The sequence below is a fragment of the Nocardia sp. NBC_01503 genome (assembly GCF_036327755.1).
Lineage (GTDB): Bacteria > Actinomycetota > Actinomycetes > Mycobacteriales > Mycobacteriaceae > Nocardia.
In genome coordinates this window covers 6,537,635-6,558,299 of record NZ_CP109596.1, presented here as the reverse complement: position 1 = coordinate 6,558,299, position 20,665 = coordinate 6,537,635, and the positions used below count along the sequence as shown (strand labels likewise).

Sequence of the window (20,665 nt, the reverse complement as noted above, 5' to 3'; positions counted from 1 at the left end):
ACATCATGACCACCGTAACCACCGGTGAGGTCCTCATCGATATCGACGATGTCGGCATGTCGTTCACCGGCGCGGCCGGGGAGCGCCTCAATGTGCTCGAACACGTGAATCTGCAGGTGCGCGACGGGGAGATCGTGGCGCTGCTGGGCCGTTCGGGCTCGGGCAAGTCGACGCTGTTGCGCGCGGTCGCCGGACTGCTGGCACCCACCAGCGGGCAGGTGCGCTATCGCGGCAAGCCCTTGCGCGGGGCGAATCCCGGTGCGGCGCTGGTGTTCCAGTCCTTCGCGCTGATGCCGTGGCTGACCGTGCAGGATAATGTCGAATTGGGTTTGGCCGCACGCGGTATCGCCCCCGGGGCCCGTCGCGCCCTGGCGCTGGAGGCCATCGACCGGATCGGTTTGGACGGTTTCGAAACCGCCTATCCCAAGGAGCTCTCCGGCGGTATGCGCCAGCGTGTCGGGTTCGCCCGCGCCCTGGTGCTGGAGCCGGATCTGCTGCTCATGGATGAGCCGTTCTCGGCGCTGGATGTGCTGACCGCGGAGAATCTGCGCACTGAGCTCGTGAACCTGTGGGCCACAGCGGATTTCCCCACCCGCGCGATCTGTATCGTCACCCATAATATCGAGGAGGCGGTGCAGCTCGCGGACCGCGTGGTGGTGCTGGGCGCGAATCCGGGCCACATCATCGCCGAGGTGCGCATCGATCAGCCGCGTCCCCGTCATCGCCGCGCACCGGGTTTCATCGCCCAGGTCGACCAGATCTATGGTCTGCTGACCGGGCGCGATACCGAAATCGCCGCCACCACACCCGATTCGGGCACCCCGTTCCTGACTCCCCTGCCCGATGCCTCGGTCGGCGGTATCGCCGGTCTGCTGGAATTGGTCTACGCCAAGGACGGCCGCGCCGATCTCCCGGTCATCGCCGACGAACTCAATTTCGAACTCGACGACCTACTCCCCCTGGTGGACGCCGCGGCCCTGCTGGGTTTCCTGCTGGTCGATTCCGGTGATGTCATTCTCACCAATGTCGGCTCGAATTTCACCACCGCCAATATCCAAACCAGCAAACATGTTTTCGCCACCCAGGCCCGCCGGCGCGCACCCCTGGTCCGCACCATCTGCAGCGCGCTGGTCGGCAGCTCCGACGGCACCGCCCGCGCGGACTTCTTCCTGGATCTGCTGCGGCGCGGCTTCTCCGCCGAAGACGCCCGCCGCCAAGTCGAATTGGCCATCGACTGGGGCCGCTACGGCGAACTCTACGACTACGACACCGATTCCGGCCGCATCACCGCCGACCCCGCGGGGCTGGCGGCCACGTCCTAGTCGCCCCGAACAGCATCGTGCCCCCGCCGGATGATCCCGGCGGGGGCACGATGGGGTGCGAGAACTCAGTGCGCGACCACGACCGGGGCGTCGACGAGTTCGGGATTCCTGGGTTTGGTGCGGGGCAGGAAGGCCGCCGGGATGAGGGTCACGGCCAGCAGCACCAGGGCGACCACGAAGGTGTGGGCGAAGGCGGTGGCCGCTTGGTCGAAGCCGGTGGGCAGCGAACCCGGGGGCAGCTTCTCGGCGATGGTCGGATCCGAGCGCGAGGCGATGGCGGCTCCGGCCAGGGGGCGGTTGTTGAGCAGGTTGGTCAGGACCACGGAAATGGTTGCGGTGCCGATGGATCCGGCGGTCTGGTTGACGATGTTCATCAGGGTCGAGCCGCGCGCCACCTGGGCGTGGGTGAGGGTTTGGATGGCGGCGGTCATGGTGGGCATCATGGTGCAGCCCATACCCAGGCCCATCACGAACAGCGCTCCGCACAGTGCCCAGTAGGGGGTGTCGGCGGTGACCTGGGTCAGGAATGCCATGCCCAGCACCATGATCGAGATACCGGTGAGCACGATCTTGCCGGGGCCGATCTTGTCGACCAGGCGGCCCGCGACCGGCATGGTCAGCATGGCGCCCAAACCCTGTGGGGCGATGAGCAGACCGGCCATCAGGGTGGATTCACCGCGCACCTGCTGCAGGTAGCTGGGCAGCAGCAGACCAGAGCCGAAGAACGCCATGGCGAACAGGGTCATGGTGAGCACCGCGTAGCGCAGCGACTTGTTCTGGAACAGGCGCAGATCGATCAGCGGATGTTCGGTGTGCAGGGCGCGATAGACGAACGCCGCCAACAGGATCGCGCCGATGATCGCCGGGATCAGCACCTTGGCCGAGGCGACGGTGCCCTCACCGGGAATCGAGGACACACCGAACAGGAACAGCGCCAAACCCGGTGAGGCCAGCAGCATTCCGATGAAATCGAAGGACTGCGAGGGTTCGGGGCGATCGGCCGGGAACACGATGAACGCCAGTGCCAGGGCGACGATGCCGATGGGCAGGTTGATCAGGAAGATCCAGTGCCAGCTGAAGCTGTCGATCAGCCAGCCACCCAGGATGGGGCCCATGATGGGGCCCAGCAGCATCGGCACACCCAGCACGGCCATGACGCGGCCGATGCGCTGCGGTCCGGCGGCGTGGGTCATGATCGTCATGCCCAGCGGCATGAGCATGCCGCCGCCCAGGCCCTGGATGACGCGGAAGGCGATGAGCGACTCGATATTCCATGCCGTGCTGCACAGGATCGAACCCAGGACGAAGAAGACCAGCGCGGCCATGTACAGGCGTTTGGTGCCGAAGCGGTCCGCGGCCCATCCGGTCAGCGGGATCACGGTGGCCAATGCCAGCGTGTATCCGGTCATGGTCCACGCGGCGATGGCGTAGGTGGTGTCGAACGTCTGCTGGAAGGTGGGGATGGCCACGGTCACGACCGTCACGTCGAGAATCGACATGATCGCGCCGAGCACCACGACACCGGCGATTTTGAGAACGCCTGCGTCCAGTTTGTCGTCGGCCGAATTCGTGGCCGGTATATCCGGAGGGGTGGTCACCGCTTAAGCCTGCCAGCTCGAGGGCCGGGGAACCAGTTTTTTCTCACCTCGACACGCACGGGCATATTCTCGGCACCTTTCACGATTGCGGGAGCGGACAATCCGAACTCGGCCGCCGCTCAGCGGCTTCCAAATGGTACCGAGCAGTAGCAATGGCGCAGTTATCAATTTGGTCGCGATATTCGACCGACCGGTCCCGCTATTGGCGCAGAACGCAACTACGCTGACATCTCACCGCGAATCCGAGGAGCTGGCCGCGATGTCCGACCCGGTACTGGGACTGACCGGTACGCTGACCACGCCGATCCGGGGTCCGCACATGCTCGGAGAGGTTCTGGTCGCCATCAGGGGAGGAACCGAGCTGTACATCGCGCGCGCCGACCAACCGCTCGACACCGGTGCCTCGGTACTGATCGTCGCGGTGCATCCGGGTCGGCTCGTGGATGTGGTGCCGTGGATCCCGCTCCCGGGCGATCCTCGTGGGGAAATCTGAGATAGCAAGGGAGACAACAGTGCTGGGTTATCACGTGCCCGACCCGGATCAGGCCATGCTCGTCAGTGGCGGCGGCCCGAAGGAGAATTCGCCGTTCCGGGTGGTCATCGGTCACGGCGCCTGGGTGATGCCGTGGTTCCGCAAGGTCCGCTTCCTGTCCCTGGCCATGTACGAGGCCGAGATCCAGGAGCGCTGCGTCACCAAACAGGCCATCCAACTCGATGTGCGCGCGGTCATCGCGTTCAAGGTCGCCAATGACACCTCCTCCATTGTCAATGCCGCACAACGGTTCCTGTCCGAACAGGAACGCGAGATGTCGGTGCTGACCGGGCGCATCTTCTCCGGGCATCTGCGCTCGATCGTGGGCTCGATGACCGTGGAGGAGATCATCCGCGAACGTCAGAAGCTCGCCGACGAGGTGCTGGTGGCCTCGAAGGTGGAGATGAGCAATATCGGGCTGTGGGTGGATTCGCTGCAGATCCAATCCATCGACGACGGCAATCTGGGCTATATCGCCGCGCTGGCCGCCCCGCACAATGCCGCCATCCAGCGCGACGCCCAGATCGCCCAGGCCGCCGCCGCCCAGCTCGCGGCCCAGGCCGAACAGGAATCCCAGCGCCGCCAGGCCGAATACCAGCGCGAGACCGCACTGCTGCGCGCGCAGTATCAGCGCGATATCGACAAGGCCAATGCCGAAGCGGCACAGGCGGGTCCGCTCGCCCAGGCCACCGCGCTGCAGGAGGTGCTCACCGCCCAGGCCGAGCAGGCGCGCAAACAGGCCGAACTGCGTGAGCAGCAGTTGCAGACCGAGGTGGTCAAACCCGCTCTGGCCGAGGCGGAACGGGTGCGCATCCTGGCCGTGGCCGAGGCCGATCGCACCCGGATCCAGGCCGAGGCGGCCGCGTCGAACAATCGGATCGCCCTGGATCAGCTTCTGATCGAACAGCTTCCGGAGATCGTGAAGCAGGCCGCCGCGGGGCTGTCCAATGCCAATCTGACGGTGCTCAATGGCCCCGAAGGGGTGAGTGAGATCGTCAATGGCATGGTGGGACAGGGATTGACAGTGTTCAATTCGTTGCAAAAGGCACTTTCTTCCAACAATGATCGTGCCGCGGACTAGAGTTACCGCAGAGGGACGCGGCGTACGAGGAGCGGGTGTTTAGGTGTCCATCGGGAAATTGGTGTCGTTCGACAGCTCTCGGGGTTTCGGTTTCATCCGTCCGGAAGACGGTGGGCCGGACGTGTTCGTCCATGTCAACGACATCGGGCTGGACGAAGATGAGCTACGACAGGGGCGGGTGTTCGAATTCGATGTGACCGAGGGGGATCGTGGGCCCAAGGCCATCAATCTGGCGCTGGTCGCGGGCGCACCGCCGCCGGTGCGCGCGCACAAGAGCAAGGATCGCCCCGCGGGTGGGCAGATGAGCGCGGGTGAGCATCGGCGATTGATCACCGAACTGCTGCTGGACGCGAGTCCGGCGCTCACCGCCGGGGAGATATTGACCATCCGGGACAGGCTGACCGCGTTCGCGGATCAGCATGGCTGGATTGAAAACTGAGCGGTACCACCAAACCGACCAGTACCCCCGTACGATCTTGCTGGGACGCGGACCGGTGAATTTTCACCGGTCACGCCGTCTACCTGGGTGAAACCAACCCGAGGAGGTCGTGTGGAGCTGCCCGTCACCCCACCGGTGAAACCGATGCTGGCCAAATCGGTCTCGACCCTGCCCCGCGAGGCAGGGCTGCGCTATGAACCCAAATGGGACGGGTTCCGGTGCATAGTCTTTCGCGACGGCGACGAGATCGAACTCGGATCCCGCAATGATCGCCCGCTGACCAGGTACTTTCCCGAACTCGTCGAATTGCTGGGTAGGGCGCTGCCGGACAAGTGCGTGCTGGACGGTGAGATCGTCATCGTCACCGAGAACGGCCTGGACTTCGACACCCTGCAGCAGCGACTGCATCCGGCGGCCTCACGGGTGAACAAGCTCGCGGTGGCGACACCGGCCAGCTTCGTCGGATTCGATCTGCTGGCCCTGGGCGATCAGGATCTGACCGGGGAACCGTTCACCGAACGCCGCCGACTGCTCGAGACGATCCTGCACGGCGGCGGGGACGGCGCGCAGGGCCTCGAGCGAATCCACCTGACCCCCATCACCGATGATCCCGATATCGCGCAGGACTGGTTCACCCGATTCGAGGGCGCGGGCTTCGACGGGGTCATGGTCAAGGCCGCGGATCTGGCGTACCTGCAGGACAAGCGGGTGATGTTCAAGGTCAAACACGAGCGCACCGCGGACTGTGTGATCGCCGGATTCCGCTGGCACAAGGACGGTGAAGGCGTCGGATCACTGCTGCTGGGACTCTTCGACGCCGAGGGCAATCTGCATCATGTCGGGGTGGCCAGCAGTTTCACCGCGGCCCGGCGCAAGGACCTGGTCCAGGAGTTGGCGCCGCTGCGGGTGAACGCGCTGGAGAATCATCCGTGGCGCGAATGGGCCGACGCGGCCGCGCAAGCCCGCGCGGACGGGAAGATGCCGGGCGGGGTGAGCCGGTGGACCGGCGGTAAGGATCTGTCCTGGGAGCCGCTGCGCACCGAACTGGTCGCCGAGGTCCGCTATGAGCATGTGATGGCCGGGCGGCTGCGGCACGGCGGGCGCCTGGTGCGATTCCGCACCGACCGCACCCCCGAATCGTGTACCTACGCCCAGCTCGACGAGGTCGCCCCCGCCGAACTCTCGGCGATCTTCGACGAGGCGAAAGGTGTTGCGCGGTGAGCGCTTCGGTCGAACTCGAGGTGGACGGGCACACCGTCACCCTGTCCAACCCGGACAAGATCTACTTCAACAAGCGTGGCGAGACGAAACTGGATCTGGCCAACTATTACCTGTCGGTGGCCGAGCCGATCATGAACACCATCGGCAATCGGCCGGTACTGCTCGAACGCTATCCCGATGGGGCGTCCGGCAAGTCGTGGTTCCAGAAGCGGGTCCCCAAATCGGTGCCGGACTGGTTGCGGACCACGGTCGTCTCCACCCCCAACGGCACCACCAGCGACGCCCTGGTCGCCGCCGATATGGCGCATATCCTGTGGGCAGTCAATTTGGGCTGCTTGGGATTTCACGTCTGGCCCACCCATGCGGGCGCCGAACTCGAGGCCGCCACACCGCAGGTGCACGATGCCAACGGTGACCTGCTGCCCCCGACCGGTATCACCGACGAGCTGCGCATAGACCTGGACCCCTCCCCCGGTATCGGCTTCGACGATCTGCGTGAAGCGGCAAGGCGCACCAGGGATTTGTGCACCGAACTGGGGATCGATGTGCGCGTGAAGACCTCCGGTTCGCGCGGTCTGCACCTGTACGCGCTGCTGCAACCGAACTGGGACGGCTATCAGGTGCGCGCGGCGGCGGTGGCGCTGGCGCGCGAACTCGAACGCCGCCACCCCGACACCATCACCGCCGCCTGGTGGAAAGAGGAGCGCGGCTCGCGAGTGTTCGTCGACTTCAACCAGAACGCCCCGCACAAAACGGTTTTCGGCGCGTGGTGTGTGCGCCCGAAGGTCGGCGCCCAGGTCTCCACGCCCATCTCCTGGGATGCCCTGGACACGGTCACCAATGACGATATGACCATCGCGACCGTCCCCGCGCGCGTGGCCGAACTCGGCGACCCCTGGGCCGACCGTATCCCGCAGTCCTTGACCGCACTGCTGGAGATGTCCGAGAAGGATATGGCCGCGGGCCTGATGGACGCCCCGTGGCCGCCGCAGTATCCGAAGATGCCCAATGAGCCCCCGCGCGTCCAGCCCAGCCGCAAGGCCACACCGGATCCGAAGGGTTCCTGATCCGCGCGTACGCTGCTCACCTGCACTGATCCACTCGAGAAGGGGGATGTCATGATGCGCAAGGTCCGCACGGTCGCGGCGGTCGCCACACTGCCGATCCTGGTTTTGGCCCTCTCGGCCGGTCCCGCCGCCGCGGGCCCGGTGTCCTTCGATTCCGCGCACGTGGACCTCTCGCCGGGCTGTGCGGGCACGGTCACCGCCGAGGTATCGGCCAGCCAGGGCCAGCAGGCCCGCGAATTCGCCGATTTCATCGACAGCACTGCCCGGGTGACGGTGAACTTCACCCCCGATGCCGCCAGCAACCCCCTCGGTTCCCTGTCCGCCGCCCCCGGCGGTGACAGCTGCCAGGTCGCCACCACGGTCACCATGCGCAACCTCGACACCGGGGTGAGCAACACCGAAACCCGCACCACCGTGCACGACGGCCACTACGGCTGGAACGCCGCCTTCTTCACCCTCCCCGGTTCGGGCCGCGTCGCGGTCCAGGTCAGCACCAACCCGAACCCCGCCGAGCTGACCATCGACGTCCCCGCCCCCTACTGACCCATGACCGACGAGCGCCCCGCCGGCCGATCCCGCTGGGGCACCCCCACCACCCTGGTCCTGTACCGAACCCCGGACCGCTGGCGCCACGCGGTCTACCTGAGCGACCCCGACGGCGTCCTGGACGGCTCCCTGCCCGATATCGCACCCACCTGCGCCGTCGAACAGGCCCAATCGGATCTGCATCGCCGAGTCGAACTCGCGAACGGTCGAAGGTTCCATCTCTCCTGGCACGAGGCCGACAAACCCGACTGGTGGACAGCCGAGGTCACAGACCTGGGCCCGCTGCCCCAACCTGAGTGACAGCAGTACCTGAGTGACAGCAGTCCGCGCACCGGGGTGGTTGGTGCGGACTTCCTGTTCTAGAGTTGGTGTTTCGCGACTGGCGTCACGTGGGCAAGACCACGAGGAAGCGCGGTATCGGAGCGTCGTCCGCCTGGGTGCTCCCGAACTCGAGTTCGGGATGTGGAGTGCGGCAATGGATTTGCGATATGGGATGAACCCCCGGCAGCGGGCTCGGATTGCCGGGGACAGTGCCGCGCATGTGCGGGTGCTGCACGGGTCGGGGTCGATGATCAATTATCTGGATGCGCTCAATGCCTGGCAGCTTGTCGCCGAGGCGCGGCGGGCGACCGGTGCGGTGGCGGCCGCGTCGTTCAAACATGTTTCACCGGCGGGGGCCGCGCTGAACGGGGTACTCGACGACACCGTGCGCACGGTGTGGGGTTTGGGCAGCGCATCGTTGGGATCGCTTGCGGCGGCGTATGTTCGGGCGCGCGACGCCGATCCGCGGTCATCGTATGGCGATATGATCGCGGTGTCCGAGCCGGTGGATGAGGAGCTGGCGGATCTGCTTGCCACGGTGGTCTCCGACGGGATCATCGCCCCGGGGTACGCGCCCGGGGTCGTCGCGAAGTTGGGTCGTAAGAAGGCCGGACGCTACCTGGTTTTCGAGATGGATCCGGACTACTGTCCGCCCGCGGTCGAGATGCGGACCGTGTTCGGTGTGGCTCTCGAGCAGGATCGCGATCGAGAACCGATCACGGCGGATCTGCTGCGTTCGGTCCAGGGTCCCGCGCTCACCGATGCCGCCTCGACCGATGCGGTTCTGGGGATGATCGTGGCTCGCTATACCCAGTCCAACTCGGTGGTCTTCGTCCGTGACGGCATGACCGTCGGTGTGGGTGCCGGTCAGCAATCGCGCGTGGACTGCACCCAATTGGCCGGGAACAAGGCGCGAACCTGGTGGTTGCGCAGGCATCCGGGCATCCGGGATCTGCCGCTGCCGTCGGGGTTACCACCTCAGCAGCGAGTGAACTGGCAGATCGCACTGGCCTCCGACACTCTCACCGCCACCCAGCGCGACGAACTCGCGGGATTGCTGCCCCGACCGCACACGCTGCCGGACAATCGCGAACGTGCCCGCTGGAGTCGCGAACTGACCGGTATCACATTGGTGTCCGACGGCTATCTCCCGTTCCGCGACAATATCGATGTCGCCGCCGAATACGGTGTCACGCTCGTGGTCGAACCGGGCGGTGCACTGCGCGGTGACACGATCGCCGATGCCTGCCGCGAACATCGCATCGCGCTCGCCCGGACGGACCTTCGACTGTTCCATCACTGAGATACCCTCGCGCACAAGCGGTTTGCGGGTCGGGGATCAGCTCGGGCGGGTCGGGTCCGGCGGGGGTGCGGAGTCCGGATCGGCGGGGGTTTGCGCTGTGGTGGGGGTGACTCTGCGGGGTTTGGCTATGCGGCGGATGCCCACGGTCGGGGAGGTGTCACCGGCGCGGCGGCGGCGCAGGGCGTCCAGGTCGAAGATGGTGGCTTCGCGGGCCGGTTGGGTGGGGTCCTGCGGTGGGGTGGTGGGGTGGGCGGGGCCGGGGTCCACGGGCCACCAGCCGGTTTCGCGTTGCAGTTCCGAACGCAGGACGGGCCTGGTGGGGGCGGGTTCGTAGGGCGAATCACCGCTGGCGTGCCAGGTTTTGCGGGGTGGGCCGTCCGGATCTTCGGGTAGTCGGCGGGGGCGGCGGGGCAGGCGGGTGAGTTTGGCGGCTTCGAGCGCGTTCTCGTCAGGGTTCGGTGGGGTTCCTGGGCCCGATAGTTCGTCGCTCACGTCCGTATTCTCCCTCGAGATCCTTGCACTCGTCTGCATGCGCTGTCGCACACGTGACGAATCAACGATAACCAAGAACCCGCCGGGGATCGCTCAGGCGGGTGGTCCGGGCGCAACGAGAACGATCCGGTGCAGGGATGGGAACGACCCGGCATGATCGCTGGGCGTCTCCGGTTCCAGGGGTGATGATGGCTGTGTGGCGAGTGAACGGATCCAGGTGCGATGCGTTTTGGTGTTCGGGGACAGTGAGAACGCGGTCGCCTACCTCGAAACACCGTGGCATCCGGCACGATCGCCCATGGCGTGGGCGGCGAACGAGATAGCACGGCAGGCCGGGCTGCCCACCAATGAGCTGCCCGGCCGCGAATTCTGGGCCGATGCCGAACGATCCGGCGAAGGAGCGCTGCGACTTTCGGGGTTTGTGCTGGTGTACGACCCGCGACTCTAGGCGGACACGCGGGCGGTGAGTACGGGGGCCAGGGTGCGCAGCACCTCGAGGTGGTCCCCGCCCAGCACCTGTAGCGCGATATGGTCCCCGCCCGCGCGCAGGTGTTCGGTGGCCGACTCGACGATCCGGTCGGCATCACCGTGCAGGATGAGCGCGTCCACCAGGCGGTCACTGCCCGCGCCTCCGAGTTCTTCGGCGGCGAAACCCGAGCGGCGCAGGTTGTTCGCGTAATTGCTCAGGGTCAGGTAGAAGCGCGTGAAGTCGCGGCCGACGGCGCGAGCGCGCTCGGGATCGTCGTCGAGCACGATTTTGTGTTCGGGCGCGATGAGGGTGTCCGGGCCCAGCAGTGCGCGCAGTGCTGCGGTGTGCTCGGGGGTGCTCAGGTACGGCAGCGCCCCGGCGGTACGGTCGCGGGCGAGCTCGGCGACCTTCGGGCCGAGCGCGGCCAGGGCGCGGCGTTCCTTCGGAACCTCGGCCTTGTCCAGCTGATCAAGGTAATTCACCAGTGCGTCATAGGGTTTGGTGTATTCGCCGGTGTTCTCGCGGTGCCCGACACCGACACCGAGCAGGAATCGTCCCGGGAAGCGGTCCTCGAGGCGGTGGAAGGTCGCCGCGGCCTGCTCGGCCGGGGACGCCCACACATTGACGATGCTGGTGGCGATGGTGATCGACTCCGAGGCGGCCAGCAACGCGTCATAGCCGTCCCAATCCGCGGCGGGCGAACTGCCCAGCCATATCGCGCCGTAGCCGAGTTCCTCGAGCTCACGCACCCCCGCGGGGGTCACCACCTGGTGGGGCAGCCATACACCGAATGTGCCGAGTTGATCTTTCGCCATACCTGCGAGCAACAGCCGTGCCCGGATGCGCATTCCCGCCCGCCGCTACCGGTTTCGCCGATTCAGTTCGCGGTGTCGAAGGCGGTGCGCGCGGCGAACACCTCGTCCATGTTCTCCTCGGCCCAGTTCTTGAGCATGTTCAGGATCGGGAACAGACTGCGCCCCAACGGGGTCAGTGAATAGTCCACGCGCACCGGCACCTGCGCGGTCACGTGACGTTCGAGCAGCCCATCCCGTTCCAGGGTGCGCAGGGTTTGGGTGAGCATCTTGTTGCTGATTCCCGCGACAATCGCCGAGATCTCCCCGTACCGGCGCGGCTCACCGGTGAGGGTGGCCAGTACGAGTCCGGTCCATTTGTCGCCGAGGGTGTCCATGAGCTTGTTGGTGGGACACGCCGCGACGAACGCGTTGTAGTCGTTCTTGCGCTGTTCGCGCTGCTGGGCAACGGTTTTGGTGGGCATGCGGATTCCTTCCGGTGGGCTAGGCACTTTCCGGTGCCTTCTTCTCACGAGCTGACCGCCGGGCTTAGGTTGAGCACACGCCCGCCGCCGGACATCCGGTGCGGGCGTTCCACCGGTGGCTATTGCAACCCTTCGCATACTCAGGAGCATTCCGATGCGTGCTGTCGCATTCACAGAATTCGGCGGGCCCGAGGTTCTCACCGTCCTCGACCTGCCCACACCCGCGCCCGCCGCGGGTCAGATACTGGTGAAAGTTGTTGCGAGCCCGGTGAATCCGGTCGATACGGCGGCCCGCGCCGGATATCTGGCCGGTCTGCTGCCCGCCCGGCAGGTGTATGTGCCCGGGGTCGAGTTCTCCGGAGTCGTCGCCGAACTCGGCGCGCGGGTGGACGGGTTCGGCGTGGGGCAATCGGTGATCGGCCTGTTGCCGTGGCTCGCGGATCCGGTCGGCGCGGCCGCCGAGTACGTGGTCATCGCCGCCGAGGCTCTCGCTCCCGCCCCGCACAGTGTGGATCCGGTCGCGGCCTCGACACTTGCGTTGAACGGCATCACCGCGGATCTGGCGGTCTCGGCCGCACGGTTGGCACCGGGGCAGCGCGTGCTGGTAACGGGTGCGGCCGGAGGCGTGGGCGGTTATGCGGTGCAGTTGGCGGCCGCGCGCGGCGCGCAGGTGATCGCGGTGGCCTCGGCCGGTGACGCGGATCTCGTACGCGCTTTGGGCGCGACCGACTTCCTCGATCGCGCCCATGCCGATATCGATTCGCTGCGCGCGCTGGGCCTGGACGTGGTCATCGACGCGGCTGTGCGCGGCGCGGAACTGATCGCCGCGGTCCGCGACGGCGGCCGTTTCGCGGCGCTGTTGCCGCCCGCCGCACCCGAATCCGAGCGCGGCATCACCGTGCACACCGTGCAACAGTCCCCCAACGGCCCGCGCCTGGCCGAATTGGCGACACTGGTCGACGCCGGAACCCTGACCCCGCGGGTCGCGGACACGCTGCCATTGCGGGAGGCCGGGTCCGCGCACGCCCGTTTCGAGAAGGGCGGACTACGCGGACGGCTGGTCCTGCTCCCCTGACCGCCCGTCACCGTTCTCCGTCGAGGTGGCGGAGTTCCGGTATCTGCCCGGGGCGACTCCGAATTCGCGTTTGAACGCCTTGGCGAACGCGAATTCGGAGGTGTACCCGCAGCGTTCGGCCACCACCCGCACCAGGGCATCGGTATCGCGCAGCATGCGCGCGGCCAGGGTCATCCGCCACCAGGTCAGATAGGTCTGCGGGGCGGTGCCGATCACGGCGGTGAATCGCTGGGCGAACACCGAACGCGACAGGCCGCCGACCGCGCCGAGCGATCGCACGGTCCAGGGTGCGGCGGGTTCGCGGTGCATGGCCGCCAGCGCGGCATACAGGGCCGGATCACGCAGCGCGCCCGCCCATCCCGTGTCCTCGGGCTGATCGTCGTACCAGGCGCGCAGCATATATTGCAGCAGCACCTCCAACAGCGGGGCGATCACGCCGGAGTGGTTTCGGGTGTCGAGTTCCAGGCCCAGCAGATCGATCGCCCCGCGCAGTGCGGTGTGGTGCCCGATGCGCGCGGGCAGGTGGATGACATCGGGCAGTTCCGAAAGCAGTGGATGCGCCCGGGATTGGTCGAGCCGGTATGCGCCACACAGCAATACGGTGGTCGAGGCGTCTTCGGACGGTGTCCCGGCGGCTGTTCGGCCGGTGTCGAGCACGGCTCGCTCGGTGCCGTTCCAGGGTGGGCCGCCGGGTCTGTCGCCGATGGCGTGCCCCATTTCGCGGGGCAGGAACGCCACATCTCCGACCTGGAGCCGGATCGGCGCGCCGCGCGCGGGCGTGAGCCAGCAGGAACCACGCAGCACCACATGGAATCCCGCGCCGTCCTGTGGCGGGAACCGCTGTCCCCAGGGTGCGCGCACTTGGGTGCGCGTGGAATGCGGGGTGCCCACGCGCATCGCGGCAATGGCATCGGCGAGTAGGTCCACTTCCCCACCGTACTGCGGCCGGACAGTGATCAGGACGTTCTGACATCTTCTACGGAGCAATGAGCATGGATCGTCCTGATGGCGGGTCCTAGCGTGAATGGCGAGCCGATGCTCGTCGGTTCGGTCCCCCTCAGCTATGGAGTTGTCTCCCATGAGAATTGCCGTCTACGGAGCCACCGGATTCACCGGCGGTCTGGTCGTCGCCGAACTGGCTCGCCGCGCCCTCACCCCGGTCCTGATCGGCCGGGACGGGCCGAGATTGCAGGCGGCCGCGCGCGCCGCGGGTGTCCCCGATGCCGAGATCCGAATCGCGGAGCTCGGCGAGAGTGCCGCGCTCACAGCGGCTTTCACCGATTGCGCGGCCGTGGTCAATGCGGCCGGACCATTCACCCGGTGGGCCACCCCGGTCATCGAGGCCGCGATCGCGGCGGGCGCGCACTATGTGGACACCAGCGGCGAACCACACTATCTGCGCACCGTTTTCGATACCTACGGCCCCGCCGCCGCCCGGGCCGGGGTCGCCATTGTCCCGGCGATGGCCGATGACGGTGGTCCCGGTGATCTGATCGCCGCGCTCACCGCCGCACCCTCGGGCTCACAGGTCGATGAGGTCTTGATCGCGGATCTGCGCCGGCCGGGGGCGGTCTCGCGCGGCACCGCCCGCACCATGGCGGCGGTCCTGTCCTTGGAGACATTCGAGTTCACCCAGGGGCGATGGCTTGCGGTCGAGGCCGCCGAGCCCGCGCCACTGACGGTCCCGGGCGAACCGGATCCGGTGCCGGTGGGGGTGCTGACCCTGCCCGGCGTGGTCACCATCCCACGCCGGATACCCGCCCGGCGCGTGCGCAGTGTCATCCGCGCGGAGGTCGCGGCCCTGTTCGGCGCACTCACCGCGGAGGTCGCCGAATCGGTCCCGGCCACGCTCACCGATCAGGAACGCCAGGCCAGCAGTTGGTTCATGTACGCCCAGGCCACCGCCGTGGACGGTGCCCGCACACACGGCTGGGTCACCGGCCCCGACGGTTACGGCCTCACCGCGGTCATCGCCGTGGAGGCCGCGGTCCGCCTGGCCGCCGGTGACCGTGCCGGAGTGCTCAGTCCCGCACAGGCTTTCGACCCCCGCGATTTCCTGGACGCTCTCACCGAGCACGGTGTGACCTGGCGGGTCGAGCAGCTCGCCGAAATCAGATCGTCCCGTTGACCTTCGGGAACGATTCGGTGATCAGCGTGGTGAGGGTGTCCGAGAGCAGATCGTGTACCTGGGGGCGATCGAGTGAACCGCGCACGATCCATTCCCGTCCGGCGGCCTTCACCAGGCCGCCGTAACACCGCACCAGGGCCTGCAATTCGGCGCTGTGCAGGGAATCGTCCAGGCCGACCATCTGCACGACTCGGGCGGCGGCGGCATTGTCGGCTTCGTCGAGAATGCGTTGCACATCCGGGTCGTCGCCGATGCCCTCCAGACCGGTGACCTTGACCCAGGTGGTGCCGTGCTCGCCGATGGTGTCCAGCAGCCAGGCGACGCTGGCCTCCACGCGTTCACGGATGGTGCCCGAGGAGGGCACCAGCATGTGGTCCGCGCGCGGCAGGGTCACCATGCGGCGCACGACCGCCAGGTACAGGTCGCGCTTATTGCCGAAGTAGTGGTTGATCAGCCCGCGCGCCACCCCGGCGCGCTGGGCCAACTCCGCGGTGGAGACAGCGGCATAGGGACGTTCGCCGAACATGTCGATGGCGCAGGACAGGATCTGCGCGCGGCGTTCGTCGGGTTCGAGCCGTCGCCGCCGGGACGGGGTGTCGTCGGCGGGGACGGGCTCGAGCGCGGTGTCGGTGTTACCGCCGGGCTTCGACGGTGCGTGACTGTCAGAGTGAGCGGGCAATGAGGTCCTTCATCACCTCGTTGGCACCTGCGAGGATCCGCAGGACCCTCGCGCCGGTGTACAACTGCGCAATCGGATATTCGGTCATGTAGCCATAGCCGCCGAAGAACTGCAGGCAGCGATCCACCACATTACCGAGTTGGTCGGTCAACCAGTACTTCGACATGGCAGCGGTGGGAATGTCCAGTTCACCGCGCAGGTGTTTACCGATGCAGTCATCCAGGAAAACGCGCCCGACCCTGGCGATGGTGGCGCACTCGGCGAGCTCGAACTTGGTGTTCTGCATGGCGAAGAGCGGTTTGCCGAAAGCCTGACGGCCCTTGGTGTACTCGACGGTGAGCTCCACCGCCTTCTCGGTCATGGCCACCGCCAGAATCGCGGTGACCAGGCGCTCCTGGGCGAGCATCTGCATCATTTGATAGAAGCCCTGACCCTCGGCTTCGCCCAGCAGATTCGAGGCGGGCACCCGCAGGCCGTCGAAGAACAGCTCGGCGGTGTCCTGCCCCTTGCCACCGATCTTGGACAGGATGCGACCGCGGGTGAATCCCGGGGTGTCGTCACCGACCTCGGCGAAGATCAGCGAGACACCCGAGGCCCCCTGGGTGGGGTCGGTCTTCACGGCCAGGATGATGCCATCGCACAGCCAGCCGTTGGAGATGAAGATCTTCGACCCGGTGATGACGTACTCATCGCCCTCGCGCACCGCGCGGGTCTTGATGTTCTGCAGATCCGAACCGGTACCGGGTTCGGTCATACCGATCGAGAGCAGCATCTCCCCGCTGGCGGCCTTGGGCAGCACACGGCGCTTGAGCTCCTCGGAGCCGAACTGGTGGATGTAGGGCGCGATGATCGAGGAGTGCACCGACATGCCCAGTGCGCCGTCACCCAGATGCGCCTGCGCCTCGATGATCGCGGCCTCATGCGCGAATGTGCCGCCGCCACCACCGTATTCGGCCGGAATGGCCGCGCACAGCAGCCCGAGTTCACCGGCCCGGTTGTACAGGGCGCGGTCGGGATGGCCCTGTTCGATGAACTTCTCCTCGTGCGGGATCACCTCCTTCTCGAAGAAGGTGCTCGCCAGTCCTCGTACCGCTTCGACCTCGTCGTCGCTCCATGCGGGGCGTGCCATTGTGGTTCCTTCGCTGTGCCTGCTCGCGCTCTCGCGCCTCGGGACAAGGGTGCACGGCTATTGGCACCGTGTCAACAAAGCGTCAACGCTCCGCCGATCGCGCCTGATTGACCTCGGCGAAGGTGGCGAAAATCGGCGTGTCCGGATCCGCCTCGATACCCTGGCGGCGCAGGAAACCATCTATCAGACCCCACACCAGTTCCGTGGCCTGATCGACGAATTCGACCGTCTGCGCCTCGCTCGGACGATCCGAATCCGAGAGCCACAAATCGGTGATCGCCACCACCGCACCCACCAGAGCGCGCGAAAGATACTCCAGCCCCGAGGTTTCCAACGGCACCGCCTCGGCGATCGTGCGCGCCATCCTGGTCAGCTTGCCCGCGGCCGCACGACCCAGATCCAGCTGCAGCACCCCGGCTCCCGACTGCTGCAACACCGGAGCCTGACCCAGATAGCGAAAAACGTTGGGATGCTCCAGGATTCCACTCGAGTACTCGGTGAAGATCCGCCGCAACGCCGCACGCGGCGGCGCGAGCAGGAGGGTCATATCCGAACCGGTCGCGGCGAACGCGCGCTTGGTCATACGATCCGAGATCTCGGTGAACAAATCGCCCTTATCGGCGAACTGCCGATACAGGCGCGGTTTGGTGATACCGGCCTCGCGGGCGATGTCATCCATGCTCGGGCGCGGACCCTTGCGATCGATCACACGCACCGCGGCATCCACGATCTCCTCGCGGGTCACCGGGCGCGGACCGGATCCGGTGCTGATTCGAACCACCCGCGCAGTGTACACGTACCGCCAGTACGGTGATGCACACCACAGGCCAGGTCCACCGCACGGCATTGCCATGAAACCCGCCGTACTGCCAGTATCGAATCCCGTACCGGCAGTACGATCGACCCGGAAAGACCACCGATGTCAGACGCAGCAGCCCAACTCCGCGACACCCTCCGCGCACCCCTCCCGGCCGCCTTCGACCAACTCGGCGACGCCGACCTCACCGAACTCGACCGACTCCTGCACGCCGCCATGACACACCGCGCGGCCACCCTCGACAACGCCATCGGCACCTCCCTCGACTTCGTACCGCGCCTCATGCGCCCCGCCGTCAAGAAAGCACTGGGACTATGAGCGAACACCTCGTCGCCGTCGCCGAAACCACCAAACTCGCACGCCTGCTCGGCATCTCCGACCCCACCGAACTCGACTTCCTCGTCGACCTCCCACCCGCGGCCCTACGCGAATTCCGCGAACGCGCCACCGACCGACTCTTCGACCGCGACACCAAACGCCTCAAAGGCGTCGCCGCCGGAGCCAAACTCGTCCCCGCCGCCATCAGCGCCAAAGTCGCCGAACGCGCCTTCGGACCCACCCTCTGCGCCGCCGTCGCCAGCACCATCGACCCCCAACGCGCCATCGACATCGCCAAATCCCTCCCCGCACCCTTCCTCGCCGACTGCGCCGTCCAACTCGACCCGCGCCGCACCGCCGCCATCATCGCCGCCGTACCCACCGAACTCGTCGCCGACGTCGCACGCGAACTCCTCGCCAAAACCGACCACATCACCATGGGCCGCTTCGTCCACGTCGTCCCCGAACCCGCACTCCGCGCCGCCGCCCCCCTCATGAGCGACACCGACCTACTACGCATCGCCTTCCTACTCGAAGACAAAACCGCCATCGACAACGTCCTACACATCGTCGCCGACCGCGTCCCCGGCGTAATCCGCGCCGCCGCAGCACAATCCATGTGGGCCGAAGGCATCGACCTGCTCGACTCCATCGCCCCACACAACCGCGGCTGGATCGGAAACCTCACCGCCGACCTCGACGACAACGTCATCGACGCCCTCGTCAAAGCCGTCCAAGAACTCGACGCCTGGCCCACCCTGCTCCCCATCACCGGCGCCATGAGCACCGAAAGCCTGCAACGCTTCGCCGAACGCCACGCCATCCAAAACCCCGCCACCCTGCGCGCCCTCATCACCAGCACCGGCCAACACGACCTCTGGACCCACGCCCACCCACTCGTCCACGCCGCCATCACCACCGAAACACCCGACTCGTTCTGGCAGACCCTCATCGAACTCCGCCACGAAATCCCCGCCGACCTGCTCACCGAACTCGCCGAACGCGCCCGCGAACTCGGCCGCGACAACGACGCCGACCACCTCCAACCGATCGGCGCCACGACCTGAACATGTGCCCCGCGCCATAACCGCACGTGGCCGTGGCAGAGCGGATGTCGACACGATGCGACAATGGACGACGCCCGCACGCCCACCGCACGAAGGACAGCAGCACCCACCGATGGCCGAGAACACCGCACCGGCGTACGCCACCGAGACCACGGCCATCAACGCCGACGAACTCGCCATTTGCTTGCGCGTCCTCGAACAGGCGGCACAGCTGGACAAAGAACACCCCGACTCCGTCACCGTGCAACGCGCCGTCGGGCACATGTTCAAAAAACTCAAGCAGCGTCGGCGCATCGAAGCCCGCGACACCGTCTCCGAAGCCGACAAAGCCGTCATCGCGGCCACCGCCACCGGATCACCCAACCGCATCGACGACGAAACCGCGGGCATCCCCATCAGCTCCAGCACCACCGGAGTCGCCACCGCCGGAACACTGCTGCGCGCCCGCCCCTGCTACATCTGCAAACAGAAATACACACAGGTCGACGCCTTCTACCACCAGCTGTGCCCCGAATGCGCCGCACGCAGCCACGGAAAACGCGATGCGCGAACCGATCTCACCGGCAAGCGCGCACTGCTCACCGGCGGCCGCGCCAAGATCGGCATGTACATCGCACTGCGACTGCTGCGCGACGGCGCGCACACCACGGTGACCACCCGATTCCCCAACGACGCCATCCGCCGCTTCGCCGCACAACCCGACAGCGCCGACTGGCTGCACCGCCTGCGCATCGTCGGCATCGACCTGCGCGATCCGGCCCAGGTCGTCGCACTCGCCGATGATGTTGCCGCACAAGGGCCCCTGGACATCCTCATCAACAACGCGGCACAGACCGTACGACGCTCCCCCGGCGCGTACAGCGCACTCGTCGAAGCCGAATCCGGGCCACTGCCCGCCGGCGAACTCCCCGACGTGGTCACCTTCGGCAAGACCATGCAGGCGCACCCGACCGCACTCACCGCCTCACTGACACCCAGCCTCACCGCCGCGGACATCACCGATCTCGCCCTCGTCGCGGGTTCGGCCACCCCCGAACGCATTTCGCAGGGCGTGGCCATCGACGCGGGCGGCCTGGTCCCGGACCTCGCGCACACCAACAGCTGGGTGCAGACCGTCGGCGAAGTCGACGCCACCGAACTACTCGAAGTGCAGCTCTGCAACTCGACCGCACCGTTCATCCTCATCTCGCGCCTGCGCCCCGCCATGGCCGCCGCGGCCGCACCCCGCAAGTACGTCGTCAACGTCTCCGCCATGGAAGGCGTCTTCGGGCGCGCGTACAAGGGCGCGGGCCACCCGCACACCAATATGGCCAAGGCCGCGCTGAACATGCTCACCCGCACCAGCGCGCGCGAAATGTTCGAAGCCGACGGCATTCTCATGACCGCGGTCGACACCGGCTGGATCACCGACGAGCGCCCGCACTACACCAAGGTCCGCCTCGCCGAGGAAGGCTTCCACGCCCCCCTCGATCTCGTCGACGGCGCGGCTCGCGTCTACGACCCGATCGTCCGCGGCGAGGCCGGCGACGACCTGTACGGCTGCTTCCTCAAGGACTACGAACCCTCCGCCTGGTGACAACAGAGGGCCGATGACCGGCCCCCTCTTCTCTTTGCGTGTTTTTCGAGCTCTTGAGTTGCTGCTTAACCGCAGCAACTCAGAGTAGTGAAATACATAGTTAGATGCGCATATCTGAGTATCGATATGAAATTGATTCACCCAAGGTTCCCCCTGATCAGCGCGACCTGACCGCCGCTCCTCCTCTTCACGATGCTCGCCGCATAGAC

General features: G+C 66.7%; 23 protein-coding genes and 1 riboswitch. Of the genes, 15 read left to right on the top strand and 8 right to left on the bottom strand.

Features of this window, described 5'->3' with window-relative positions:
• The first annotated feature begins 5 nt into the window (after positions 1–5).
• Positions 6–1,322 (top strand): ABC transporter ATP-binding protein, encoded by a 1,317-nt coding sequence (locus OHB26_RS29895; RefSeq protein ID WP_330180593.1) that lies wholly within the window; start codon positions 6–8, stop codon positions 1,320–1,322.
• Between the two features lie 65 nt (positions 1,323–1,387).
• Here the strand turns inward: OHB26_RS29895 and OHB26_RS29890 are convergent, their stop codons facing one another.
• Positions 1,388–2,920, bottom strand: a complete 1,533-nt coding sequence (locus OHB26_RS29890; RefSeq protein WP_330180592.1) for a DHA2 family efflux MFS transporter permease subunit — start codon at positions 2,918–2,920, stop codon at positions 1,388–1,390.
• 259 nt (positions 2,921–3,179) lie between these two features.
• Here OHB26_RS29890 and OHB26_RS29885 point away from each other — a divergent pair, with 259 nt between their 5' ends.
• The 8 genes from OHB26_RS29885 to OHB26_RS29850 all read left to right on the top strand — a co-directional run bounded on the left by OHB26_RS29885 (position 3,180) and on the right by OHB26_RS29850 (position 9,430).
• Positions 3,180–3,413 (top strand): hypothetical protein, encoded by a 234-nt coding sequence (locus OHB26_RS29885; RefSeq protein WP_330180591.1) that lies wholly within the window; start codon positions 3,180–3,182, stop codon positions 3,411–3,413.
• A gap of 19 nt (positions 3,414–3,432) precedes the next feature.
• Positions 3,433–4,533 carry an SPFH domain-containing protein gene (locus OHB26_RS29880; protein WP_330180590.1) on the top strand — a complete coding sequence of 367 codons (1,101 nt, stop codon included), beginning with the start codon at positions 3,433–3,435 and terminating at the stop codon, positions 4,531–4,533.
• Between the two features lie 43 nt (positions 4,534–4,576).
• On the top strand, positions 4,577–4,972 hold the full coding sequence (locus OHB26_RS29875; RefSeq protein WP_330180589.1) for a cold-shock protein: 396 nt from the start codon (positions 4,577–4,579) through the stop codon (positions 4,970–4,972).
• Positions 4,973–5,083: 111 nt separating this feature from the next.
• A complete protein-coding gene (locus OHB26_RS29870) occupies positions 5,084–6,193 on the top strand; it encodes an ATP-dependent DNA ligase (protein ID WP_330180588.1) in 1,110 nt (369 codons plus the stop codon).
• Entirely contained in the window at positions 6,190–7,260 is a 1,071-nt protein-coding gene (locus OHB26_RS29865) for a DNA polymerase domain-containing protein (RefSeq protein ID WP_330180587.1), read from the top strand. The genes OHB26_RS29870 and OHB26_RS29865 overlap by 4 nt, the downstream gene beginning before the upstream one ends.
• Before the next feature lie 51 nt (positions 7,261–7,311).
• Positions 7,312–7,803 carry a hypothetical protein gene (locus OHB26_RS29860; protein WP_330180586.1) on the top strand — a complete coding sequence of 164 codons (492 nt, stop codon included), beginning with the start codon at positions 7,312–7,314 and terminating at the stop codon, positions 7,801–7,803.
• A gap of 3 nt (positions 7,804–7,806) precedes the next feature.
• The gene (locus OHB26_RS29855) at positions 7,807–8,106 is read left to right on the top strand and encodes a hypothetical protein (protein ID WP_330180585.1); all 300 of its coding nucleotides are present in this window, start codon (positions 7,807–7,809) and stop codon (positions 8,104–8,106) included.
• A 65-nt stretch (positions 8,107–8,171) separates the two neighbouring features.
• Positions 8,172–8,252, top strand: a riboswitch (ZMP/ZTP riboswitch).
• Positions 8,253–8,281: 29 nt separating this feature from the next.
• Positions 8,282–9,430, top strand: a complete 1,149-nt coding sequence (locus OHB26_RS29850) for a phosphoribosylaminoimidazolecarboxamide formyltransferase (RefSeq protein ID WP_330180584.1) — start codon at positions 8,282–8,284, stop codon at positions 9,428–9,430.
• A 36-nt stretch (positions 9,431–9,466) separates the two neighbouring features.
• On the opposite strand, the gene OHB26_RS29845 is transcribed toward OHB26_RS29850, so the two are convergent.
• Positions 9,467–9,922, bottom strand: a complete 456-nt coding sequence (locus tag OHB26_RS29845) for a hypothetical protein (protein ID WP_330180583.1) — start codon at positions 9,920–9,922, stop codon at positions 9,467–9,469.
• Positions 9,923–10,118: 196 nt separating this feature from the next.
• Between OHB26_RS29845 and OHB26_RS29840 the strand changes: the two genes are divergently transcribed.
• Positions 10,119–10,370: a hypothetical protein gene (locus OHB26_RS29840; RefSeq protein WP_330180582.1), complete on the top strand. Its 252-nt coding sequence runs from the start codon at positions 10,119–10,121 to the stop codon at positions 10,368–10,370.
• Here OHB26_RS29840 and OHB26_RS29835 read toward each other — a convergent pair.
• Positions 10,367–11,206 carry an LLM class F420-dependent oxidoreductase gene (locus OHB26_RS29835; protein WP_330180581.1) on the bottom strand — a complete coding sequence of 280 codons (840 nt, stop codon included), beginning with the start codon at positions 11,204–11,206 and terminating at the stop codon, positions 10,367–10,369. The genes OHB26_RS29840 and OHB26_RS29835 overlap by 4 nt on opposite strands.
• A 62-nt stretch (positions 11,207–11,268) precedes the next feature.
• Entirely contained in the window at positions 11,269–11,667 is a 399-nt protein-coding gene (locus OHB26_RS29830) for a winged helix-turn-helix transcriptional regulator (RefSeq protein WP_330180580.1), read from the bottom strand.
• Between the two features lie 154 nt (positions 11,668–11,821).
• Between OHB26_RS29830 and OHB26_RS29825 the strand changes: the two genes are divergently transcribed.
• Complete coding sequence (locus tag OHB26_RS29825) at positions 11,822–12,742, top strand: NADP-dependent oxidoreductase (protein ID WP_330180579.1); 921 nt, start codon at positions 11,822–11,824, stop codon at positions 12,740–12,742.
• Here OHB26_RS29825 and OHB26_RS29820 read toward each other — a convergent pair.
• On the bottom strand, positions 12,713–13,669 hold the full coding sequence (locus OHB26_RS29820; protein ID WP_330180578.1) for an AraC family transcriptional regulator: 957 nt from the start codon (positions 13,667–13,669) through the stop codon (positions 12,713–12,715). The two genes, OHB26_RS29825 and OHB26_RS29820, sit on opposite strands and share 30 nt — an antisense overlap.
• A gap of 151 nt (positions 13,670–13,820) precedes the next feature.
• On the opposite strand from OHB26_RS29820, the gene OHB26_RS29815 reads away from it, so the two are divergent.
• Positions 13,821–14,870: a saccharopine dehydrogenase family protein gene (locus OHB26_RS29815; RefSeq protein WP_330180577.1), complete on the top strand. Its 1,050-nt coding sequence runs from the start codon at positions 13,821–13,823 to the stop codon at positions 14,868–14,870.
• Here the strand turns inward: OHB26_RS29815 and OHB26_RS29810 are convergent.
• From OHB26_RS29810 to OHB26_RS29800, 3 genes are all read right to left on the bottom strand, one after another.
• Complete coding sequence (locus OHB26_RS29810; RefSeq protein ID WP_330180576.1) at positions 14,854–15,549, bottom strand: TetR/AcrR family transcriptional regulator; 696 nt, start codon at positions 15,547–15,549, stop codon at positions 14,854–14,856. The two genes, OHB26_RS29815 and OHB26_RS29810, sit on opposite strands and share 17 nt — an antisense overlap.
• Positions 15,533–16,678: an acyl-CoA dehydrogenase family protein gene (locus OHB26_RS29805; protein WP_330180575.1), complete on the bottom strand. Its 1,146-nt coding sequence runs from the start codon at positions 16,676–16,678 to the stop codon at positions 15,533–15,535. Before OHB26_RS29805 ends, OHB26_RS29810 begins: the two co-directional genes overlap by 17 nt.
• A gap of 82 nt (positions 16,679–16,760) precedes the next feature.
• Positions 16,761–17,459 (bottom strand): TetR/AcrR family transcriptional regulator, encoded by a 699-nt coding sequence (locus OHB26_RS29800; protein WP_330180574.1) that lies wholly within the window; start codon positions 17,457–17,459, stop codon positions 16,761–16,763.
• A gap of 138 nt (positions 17,460–17,597) precedes the next feature.
• Between OHB26_RS29800 and OHB26_RS29795 the strand changes: the two genes are divergently transcribed.
• The 3 genes from OHB26_RS29795 (at position 17,598) to OHB26_RS29785 (ending at position 20,456) form a co-directional block, all read left to right on the top strand.
• Positions 17,598–17,813 (top strand): hypothetical protein, encoded by a 216-nt coding sequence (locus OHB26_RS29795; RefSeq protein ID WP_330180573.1) that lies wholly within the window; start codon positions 17,598–17,600, stop codon positions 17,811–17,813.
• Positions 17,810–18,880, top strand: a complete 1,071-nt coding sequence (locus OHB26_RS29790) for a hypothetical protein (RefSeq protein WP_330180572.1) — start codon at positions 17,810–17,812, stop codon at positions 18,878–18,880. The genes OHB26_RS29795 and OHB26_RS29790 overlap by 4 nt, the downstream gene beginning before the upstream one ends.
• 112 nt (positions 18,881–18,992) lie before the next feature.
• Positions 18,993–20,456, top strand: a complete 1,464-nt coding sequence (locus OHB26_RS29785) for an SDR family NAD(P)-dependent oxidoreductase (RefSeq protein ID WP_330180571.1) — start codon at positions 18,993–18,995, stop codon at positions 20,454–20,456.
• Positions 20,457–20,665 lie beyond the last annotated feature (209 nt).

What these genes read in the sequence shown, in the direction of transcription:
- OHB26_RS29895 (WP_330180593.1), top strand. Translation starts at nt 6, where the DNA reads ATGACCACCGTAACCACCGGTGAGGTCCTCATCGATATCGACGATGTC.
- OHB26_RS29885 (WP_330180591.1), top strand. Translation starts at nt 3,180, where the DNA reads ATGTCCGACCCGGTACTGGGACTGACCGGTACGCTGACCACGCCGATC.
- OHB26_RS29860 (WP_330180586.1), top strand. Translation starts at nt 7,312, where the DNA reads ATGATGCGCAAGGTCCGCACGGTCGCGGCGGTCGCCACACTGCCGATC.
- OHB26_RS29855 (WP_330180585.1), top strand. Translation starts at nt 7,807, where the DNA reads ATGACCGACGAGCGCCCCGCCGGCCGATCCCGCTGGGGCACCCCCACC.
- OHB26_RS29850 (WP_330180584.1), top strand. Translation starts at nt 8,282, where the DNA reads ATGGATTTGCGATATGGGATGAACCCCCGGCAGCGGGCTCGGATTGCC.
- OHB26_RS29835 (WP_330180581.1), bottom strand. Translation starts at nt 11,206, where the DNA reads ATGGCGAAAGATCAACTCGGCACATTCGGTGTATGGCTGCCCCACCAG.
- OHB26_RS29830 (WP_330180580.1), bottom strand. Translation starts at nt 11,667, where the DNA reads ATGCCCACCAAAACCGTTGCCCAGCAGCGCGAACAGCGCAAGAACGAC.
- OHB26_RS29825 (WP_330180579.1), top strand. Translation starts at nt 11,822, where the DNA reads ATGCGTGCTGTCGCATTCACAGAATTCGGCGGGCCCGAGGTTCTCACC.
- OHB26_RS29815 (WP_330180577.1), top strand. Translation starts at nt 13,821, where the DNA reads ATGAGAATTGCCGTCTACGGAGCCACCGGATTCACCGGCGGTCTGGTC.
- OHB26_RS29805 (WP_330180575.1), bottom strand. Translation starts at nt 16,678, where the DNA reads ATGGCACGCCCCGCATGGAGCGACGACGAGGTCGAAGCGGTACGAGGA.
- OHB26_RS29795 (WP_330180573.1), top strand. Translation starts at nt 17,598, where the DNA reads ATGTCAGACGCAGCAGCCCAACTCCGCGACACCCTCCGCGCACCCCTC.
- OHB26_RS29790 (WP_330180572.1), top strand. Translation starts at nt 17,810, where the DNA reads ATGAGCGAACACCTCGTCGCCGTCGCCGAAACCACCAAACTCGCACGC.
- OHB26_RS29785 (WP_330180571.1), top strand. Translation starts at nt 18,993, where the DNA reads ATGGCCGAGAACACCGCACCGGCGTACGCCACCGAGACCACGGCCATC.